Source organism: Streptomyces phaeochromogenes (assembly GCF_001418655.1).
In the GTDB taxonomy this organism is placed as follows: domain Bacteria; phylum Actinomycetota; class Actinomycetes; order Streptomycetales; family Streptomycetaceae; genus Streptomyces; species Streptomyces phaeochromogenes.
This window is the reverse complement of record NZ_LIQZ01000257.1, coordinates 1-7,993: the sequence shown is the minus strand read 5'-3', so window position 1 is coordinate 7,993 and position 7,993 is coordinate 1. Positions and strand designations below refer to the sequence as shown.

The window sequence follows — 7,993 nt, the reverse complement described above, 5'->3', positions numbered from 1 at the left end:
CACCGGGACCCCACCCCAGAAGGCCCCCCGACGGCTCCGCACGGCGTTCCTCGCCTCCGCCGCTTCCGTCTGTCTCATCGCCGCCAGTGCCCCCGCTCCGGCCCCGCTCGGCATCGGCGACCGGCTCTTCCCGCACCTGGGCAACCCCGGGTACGACGTCACGGCGTACGACCTCTCCTTCACCTATCCCGGCAGCAACAGCAAGCCGCTGCCGGCCGTCACCACGATCGTGGCCAGGCCGACAGACTGGCTGGAGCAGGTCAATCTTGACTACTCGCTCGGAACAGTGCGGTCCGTCGAGGTCAACGGCGAGCCGGCGGAGTTCCGGAGCGCCGGGGAGGACCTGGTGGTCACGCCCGCGGAGCCACTGCCGCCCGGCATCCGGATGCGGATCACCGTGCGCCACGACAGCAACCCCGTGTCGACCAAGGACCAGGACAGCGGCTGGGTGCGGACCGAGGACGGCCTCGCGATGGCCAACCAGGCCGACGCCGGCCACCGGGTCTTCCCGAGCAACGACCACCCCTCGGACAAGGCCCTGTTCACCTTCCGGGTCACCGCGCCCAACGGCTACACGGCCGTCGCCAACGGGCTGCCCCTGGACGTGAACCGGCGCGCCGCGGCGACCACCTGGACGTACCGGACCGAGCACCCCATGGCCACCGAACTGGCCCAGGTCTCCATCGGGCGCTCCTCCGTGCTGCACCGGAGCGGGCCGGACGGTCTGCCCGTGCGCGACGTCGTGCCCACCAAGGACCGCGAGCTGCTGGAACCGTGGCTCAAGAAGACACCCGACCAGATCTCCTGGATGCAGGAGAAGGTCGGCGACTACCCCTTCGAGACGTACGGGCTGCTGATCGCCGAGGCCCGCACCGGGTTCGAACTGGAGACACAGACGCTCTCCCTCTTCGAGAAGGAGCTCTTCACACGGCCCGAGTACCCGAAGTGGTACGTCGAGGCGATCATGGTGCACGAACTGGCGCACCAGTGGTTCGGCGACAGCGTCTCCCCGCGCACCTGGTCCGACCTGTGGCTCAACGAGGGCCACGCCACCTGGTACGAGGCCCTCTACGCGGAGGAGAAGGCCGACAAGCCCATGGAGGCACGGATGCGTGCCGCCTACCGGGCCTCCGACACCTGGCGGGCCACGGGAGGCCCGCCCGCCGCGCCCAAGGGGGCCGCGCCCGGCGAGAAGCTCAGCATCTTCCGCCCGAACGTCTACGACGGCAGCGCCCTGGTCCTGTACGCGCTGCGCGAGGAGATCGGCCGCCGCTCCTTCGAGCAGCTGGAGCGGACCTGGGTGAGCACCCACCACGACGGGGTCGCGGACACCGCGGACTTCACGCGGCTCGCCTCGGGGATCGCGGACCGTGACCTGAGCGGATTCTTCGAGGCCTGGCTCTACGGGGAGAAGACCCCGCCCATGCCTGGCCACCCCGACTGGCGCAGCGAGAAGCCGGTGGAGAAGCCCACGGAAAAGCCCGCATCGAAGCCCGCAGCCAAGCCCGCTGAGAAGCCGGCAGCGAAGCCCGCCAAGCCCACGCGATAGCCCCGAAAACCCGGTGACGAGACGGGCCGTGCCGTGCGAACATCTTCATGTCGACGCCACTTCGGGTCGGCGGCACGGCCCTCCGGAATCCGGACGGGAATCTCCCGGCGGCCCCGGACGTTGTCGTGGATGTCGGACGGAAGTCCGTCGTCCCACAGGTATCCCCATCGACGTAAGGACCCAATGACCTCCTCTTCTTCCCCTTCCCAGGACACGCAGAGCTTCGCGCAGAACCACCCCGACGGTCTTCGGGCCGATGCCCTGATGGAAGAGGACGTCGCCTGGAGCCACGAGGTCGACGGAGAACGGGACGGCGACCAGTTCGACCGCTCCGAGCGTGCGGCCCTGCGCCGCGTCGCGGGCCTCTCCACCGAGCTCGAGGACGTCACCGAGGTCGAGTACCGACAGCTCCGTCTGGAGCGCGTGGTGCTCGTCGGTGTGTGGACCTCCGGGACCGCGACCGATTCGGAGAACTCCCTCGCGGAGCTCGCCGCCCTCGCCGAGACAGCCGGCGCGCTCGTGCTCGACGGCGTCATCCAGCGCCGCGACAAGCCCGACGCGGCCACCTACATCGGCTCCGGCAAGGCCAACGAGCTGCGGGACATCGTGCTGGAGACCGGCGCGGACACTGTCATCTGTGACGGTGAGCTCTCGCCGGGCCAGCTGATCCACCTCGAAGACGTCGTCAAGGTCAAGGTCATCGACCGTACGGCCCTGATCCTCGACATCTTCGCCCAGCACGCCAAGTCCCGAGAGGGCAAGGCGCAGGTCGCGCTCGCGCAGATGCAGTACATGCTGCCGAGGCTGCGAGGCTGGGGTCAGTCGCTGTCCCGTCAGATGGGCGGCGGCAAGGGCGGCGGGCTCGCCACCCGTGGTCCCGGTGAGACCAAGATCGAGACGGACCGGCGTCGTATCCGCGAGAAGATGGCGAAGATGCGCCGGGAGATCGCGGACATGAAGGTCGGCCGCGAGATCAAGCGCCAGGAGCGCCGTCGCAACAAGGTGCCCTCCGTCGCCATCGCCGGGTACACCAACGCCGGCAAGTCCTCGCTGCTCAACCGCCTCACGGGCGCGGGCGTGCTGGTGCAGAACGAACTGTTCGCCACCCTCGACCCGACCGTGCGCCGTGCCGAGACGCCCGGCGGGCGGATCTACACACTCGCGGACACCGTCGGCTTCGTCCGGCACCTGCCGCACCACCTCGTCGAGGCGTTCCGCTCCACGATGGAGGAGGTCGGGGACTCCGACCTGATCCTGCACGTGGTGGACGGTTCGCACCCGGCGCCGGAGGAGCAGCTGGCCGCCGTGCGCGAGGTCGTCCGCGACGTGGGCGCGACCAAGGTGCCCGAGATCGTGGTGATCAACAAGGCGGACGCGGCCGACCCGCTGGTGCTCCAGCGGCTCATGCGGAACGAGAAGCGGTCCATCGCCGTCTCGGCCCGCACGGGCCAGGGCATCGCCGAGCTGCTCGCGCTCATCGACGTCGAACTGCCGCACCCCTCGGTCGAGATCGAGGTGCTCGTGCCGTACACGCTCGGCCGGCTGGTCGCGCGCGCCCACTCCGAGGGCGAGGTGATCTCCGAGGAGCACACCCCGGAGGGCACCCTGCTCAAGCTGCGGGTGCACGAGGAACTGGCGGCGGAACTGGCGGCGTACGTTCCGGCGCCGGCTGTCTGATCCGTCCGCCCTGATCGGTCTGCTCTGATCGAAAACGGCGAAGGCCCGCCCCCTCTGACAGGGCGGGCCTTCGCCGTATGCGCGGAGCGGATGCCGTGGGCGTTGCGCCGGCGGGCGTACGGGCGCCTACTTGGCGCCGTACTCCTTGCTCATGTTGTCGAAGAGCGTCTTGGCGCCCTGGCCCAGCTGCGGTCCCGCGAGCCAGGTGTTGTCGGTCGGGCCGATCGAGGTGTTCGAGACGAGCACGGTCTTGCCGTCGACGACCCGGAACCAGCCGCCGCCCGACGAACCGCCGGTCATGGTGCAGCCGATGCGGTACATCGTCGGCAGGCTCGGGCTGAGTGAGAGCCGGCCCGGCCGGTCGACGCACTTGTGCATGATCAGACCGTTGTACGGCGGCGCCGCCGGGTAACCCCAGGCGCCCATCGTGCCCGCGTCCGCCGCAGCCGGGGTGGAGAAGTCGACGTCCAGCGCCGTACCGACGGTCTCCTCAAGGGACTTGGAGCCGGACTCCGGCTTCACGTGCAGCACCGCGTAGTCGTACGCGGCACCCGCGCCGCCCGACTCCGAGCCGCCCTGGATCCACTCGTTCGAGGTGGACGCCCAGTCCGCCCAGTACTGGCCGTACGGGGAGATCTCCTGCTGTGTCGCGTTGGCCAGCTCGGCCTCGGACTTGCCGAGGTCGTTGTAGGCGGGCACGAAGGCGATGTTGCGGTACCAGCCGCCTCCACCACCCGCGTGGACGCAGTGGCCGGCGGTCCACACCAGGTTGGACTTCCCCGGGTTGCGCGGGTCCTTGACGACCGTGCCCGAGCAGACCATCGAGCCCTCGGGGGAGTCGAAGAAGACCTTCCCGACCGGGGCGGCGTTGTCGTGGTACGGGGTCTCTTCCCGCGTCGCGGTGACCGGGGCCGGCGCCGGGTCGCTCACGCCCTGGTCGGCCGAGGCGTCCTTCGCGGAGATCGTCTTGTCCGGGTCCTTGGCGGACTTCATCCGCTCGGGCTTCCAGAGGCCCTCGATCACCGGGTTGACGAAGTCCTCGGCCTCAGTGAGCCACTTGTCCTTGTCCCAGTTCTTCCATTCGCCGTCCTTCCAGTCGTCGACATCGATGCCGTGCTCCTTGAGCCTGTCGGCGATGTCGGCCGGAATTTCGATCTTGTCACCGCCGGAGGCCCCGGAGCCGGTCGCGGCCGGCTTGTCGGCGGCGTTGTCGTCGCCCGACTCGCAGGCGGTGGCGGTGAGCACCAGAGCCGCCGCCAGCCCGGCGGCGGCGAGGACGCGGCGTCGCCCGCGCATCCCCGAAAAGGACGGACGTGTGGAACGCATGATGTTGTTACCCCCGATTGAACGTGCAGCTTTCGTCTGCGGGTCAGGCGCGAAGAGCGCGAAGAAGGCTCTCCGCGGAGCCCGTGTCACCGCGACACCCCACTATGCCCGGGGAGTCGAGGACGAACGGCGGCCGGGCGGTGAAGGTTTTCGTGAGGCCCACGCCCACCCTGCCGCCGTCCGTCCCTGTGGCGCTACTTGCTGTACTGCTACGGCTCCGCCACTGCTACGGCTGCGCCGCTATGGTCGCTGCGCTACTGCTGCGCCGCGAACTTCTTGCTCACTGAGTCGTAGATTCCCTTGGCCTCCGTGCCCAGGTGCGGCCCCGCGAGCCAGCCCGCGGTCACCGGGCCGATCGAGGTGTTGGACACCAGTGCGGGCTTGCCGTCCGAACCCGCCGCGACCCAGCCGCCGCCCGACGAACCGCCGGTCATGGTGCAGCCGATGCGGTACATCGTCGGCTGGGACTCGGCGATCGAGAGCCTGCCCGGCTTGTCCGCGCACTGGAACATGGTCTCTCCGTCGAACGGCTTCGCCGCCGGGTAGCCGGTCGCGGTGATGTCCCCGACCTCCGAGACGGCCGGAGCGTTGAAGTCCACCGGGAGCGCCGAACCGACGGTCTCCTCAAGGGACTTGCCCCCGCTGCCCTTCTCCGGCGTCACATGAATGACCGCGAAGTCGTACGAGGCACCGTCGCCGCCCGTCGCGCCGCCCTGCTCGATCCACTGGTCCGAGGTCTGGGCCCAGTCACCCCACCAGAGACCGTACGGAGCGACCTCCTCCTTGGTGGCCGTCGCGAGCTCCGTCGCCGACATGGCGTCGTTGTTGTACGAGGGCACGAAGGCGATGTTGCGGTACCAGCCGCCCTTCTTGCCCGCGTGCACACAGTGGCCCGCGGTCCACACGAGGTTGGACTTGCCGGGGTTGGCCGGGTCCTCGACGACGGTCGCCGAGCAGACCATCGTGCCCTCGGGGGAGTCGAAGAACACCTTGCCCGCCTCGGGCGCGTTCTCGTGGTACGCCGCCGGGACGCCCTTCGCCTGCACGGGCGCCGGCTCCGGGTCGGTCACGCCCTGGTCGCCCGAGAGGTCGTTCTCGTCGACGCCCTTGCCCTGGTCCGGGTCCTCGGCCTCACGCATGCGGTCCGGGTCCCACAGGTCCTTGATGATCGGGTTGATGTAGTCCCCGGCCTCGCGCAGCCAGTCGTCCTTGTCCCAGTTCTTCCAGGCGCCGCCCTTCCACTGGTCGATGTCGATCCCGTGCTCTTTGAGCCTGTCCTTGATGTTGTCCGGGATCTTGATCTTGCCGTCGCCCGCCGCGGACGCCGACGCCTGCGCGCTCGCGTCGGCGTCCTCCTCCGAACCACAGGCGGTGGCGGTCAGCGCCAGCGCCGTGGCCAGTCCGACCGCGGCCAGCATGGGGGAGGTTCTGCGGCGCGAGCTCCTCCCTCGACGGGCGGCGAAGAGCGGGCGTATGGGTCGCATGGTGTGACTCCCCCTGGAGGTGAACGAACAACTCTGTGCTGCCACATGGGACTTCGTACGGATCCGGTGACCCGGATGTGTCCGACGTGAACCGTGGGTGCTGATCAGCGGGAATTCGCTGAACGGCACCACAGACTATGCCGTTGCTGTGGGGGACTTCCGACGGAACCGCAACGGTTCCGTCACGGCAAGGATCTTCGCCCCACCGTTGCCCCTCGCGGTCCTCGTCGTTGGTACGTACGGGGGACGTTCCGGCTGCGTTCATTCCCTGTCGCCTCCCACCGGGCGGCCGAGCAACTCGCCTCTTCTGGACAGCGGGAGGACCGACAGACGTGGCTGTGACCGAGTCTGCGCCCGAGACGGCGCCCGCGATGCCCGAGGCCGCGGGGGCGCGCGCGACACAGGAGGACGTCGGGGCGCGCGCGGCGCACGAGGGGATTCTGCGGCGCCAGGCGGCGCGCGAATCCGCGGCACGCACCTACGCACGCGCCCTTCCGATCGTCCCCGTCCGCGCGCGAGGTCTGACGATCGAGGGCGCCGACGGGAACCGCTACCTTGACTGCCTTTCGGGCGCCGGGACGCTGGCCCTCGGCCACAACCACCCGGTCGTACTGGAAGCCATCAGGAAGGTCCTCGACTCCGGGGCGCCGCTACAGGTCCTCGACCTGGCCACGCCCGTCAAGGACGCCTTCACCACCGAGCTGTTCCGCACGCTGCCGCCCGGTCTCGCCGACCACGCGCGCGTGCAGTTCTGCGGGCCCGCCGGTACGGACGCCGTGGAGGCCGCCCTGAAACTGGTGCGCGCCGCGACCGGGCGCAGCGGGATTCTCGCCTTCGCCGGCGCCTACCACGGGATGACCGCGGGGGCGCTCGCGGCATCCGGGGGCGCGTCCGACGTACGTGTCGCGCGCCTGCCCTATCCGCAGGACTACCGCTGTCCGTTCGGCGTCGGCGGTGAGCCGGGTGCCGAACTCGCCGCGCGCTGGACCGAGTCCATCCTCGACGACACCAAGTCCGGGGTGCCGAGCCCCGCCGGGATGATCCTGGAACCGGTGCAGGGCGAGGGCGGAGTGATTCCGGCCCGCGACGACTGGATGCGGCGGATGCGGGAGATCACCTCGGCGCGCTCCATCCCGCTGATCGCCGACGAGGTCCAGACGGGAGTCGGACGGACCGGTGCCTTCTGGGCGGTGGAGCACAGCGGCATCACACCCGACGTGATGGTCCTCTCCAAGGCCATCGGCGGCAGCCTGCCGCTGGCGGTCGTCGTCTACCACGAGGACCTCGACGTCTGGGGGCCGGGCGCCCACGCGGGCACGTTCCGCGGCAACCAGCTCGCCATGGCCGCCGGCGCCGCGACACTCGCGTACGTCCGTGAGAACGGCCTCGCCGAGCGGGCCGCGACTCTGGGAAACCGCATGATCGCCCAACTCCAGAGCCTTGCCGACGACTTCGGCTGCGTCGGCGACGTGCGTGGCCGGGGGCTGATGATCGGCGTCGAGCTCGTGGACCCCGAGAAGCCGCCGCCGTCCCCCGGCGGACCGCATCCCGCGGCCCCTGAACTGGCGGTCGCCGTCCAGCGGGAGTGCCTGCGCCGCGGGCTGATCGTGGAACTCGGCGGACGGAACTCCAGCGTGGTGCGCCTGCTTCCACCGCTCACCATCAGCGACGAACAGGCGAGCGCGGTGCTCAACCGGCTGGCGGACGCGGTGGCGGAGGTCGCCAAGTCGCACACCGGCCCGGGGACCGAGAGCACCCGGCGGACAGCGACCGGGCGCGCCCAAAAGGGCGGGCACACCCAAGGCGCCGAGCACACCCGACGGGCCGAGCGATCCGGCTAGCGGCCGGCCCAGTGGACGGCACGGCAGTGGGGTCCTGGAGATGTCGGCTTCCGGCGACACCCGCAAGGCACCACCGGAACTGCCTCCTCCACCCCCGCCCCTGTCTCCTATACACA

At 70.2% G+C, this 7,993-nt stretch carries 5 protein-coding genes; 3 read left to right on the top strand and 2 right to left on the bottom strand.

Going from position 1 to position 7,993, the window contains the following annotated elements; translation table 11 throughout:
- Positions 1-1,549, top strand: a 1,549-nt coding sequence (locus AOK17_RS30720) for a M1 family metallopeptidase (RefSeq protein ID WP_245697454.1), incomplete at its 5' end; no start/stop codon positions are given.
- 183 nt (positions 1,550-1,732) lie between these two features.
- Positions 1,733-3,226, top strand: coding sequence for a GTPase HflX (gene hflX, locus AOK17_RS30715; protein ID WP_055615840.1), 1,494 nt, complete (start codon positions 1,733-1,735; stop codon positions 3,224-3,226).
- Between the two features lie 126 nt (positions 3,227-3,352).
- On the opposite strand, the gene AOK17_RS30710 is transcribed toward hflX, so the two are convergent.
- Positions 3,353-4,552: a trypsin-like serine peptidase gene (locus AOK17_RS30710; RefSeq protein WP_055615839.1), complete on the bottom strand. Its 1,200-nt coding sequence runs from the start codon at positions 4,550-4,552 to the stop codon at positions 3,353-3,355.
- Between the two features lie 254 nt (positions 4,553-4,806).
- The gene (locus tag AOK17_RS30705; RefSeq protein WP_079053370.1) at positions 4,807-6,036 is read right to left on the bottom strand and encodes a trypsin-like serine peptidase; all 1,230 of its coding nucleotides are present in this window, start codon (positions 6,034-6,036) and stop codon (positions 4,807-4,809) included.
- Between the two features lie 332 nt (positions 6,037-6,368).
- Between AOK17_RS30705 and AOK17_RS30700 the strand changes: the two genes are divergently transcribed.
- Entirely contained in the window at positions 6,369-7,877 is a 1,509-nt protein-coding gene (locus AOK17_RS30700; protein WP_423556115.1) for a diaminobutyrate--2-oxoglutarate transaminase family protein, read from the top strand.
- Positions 7,878-7,993 lie beyond the last annotated feature (116 nt).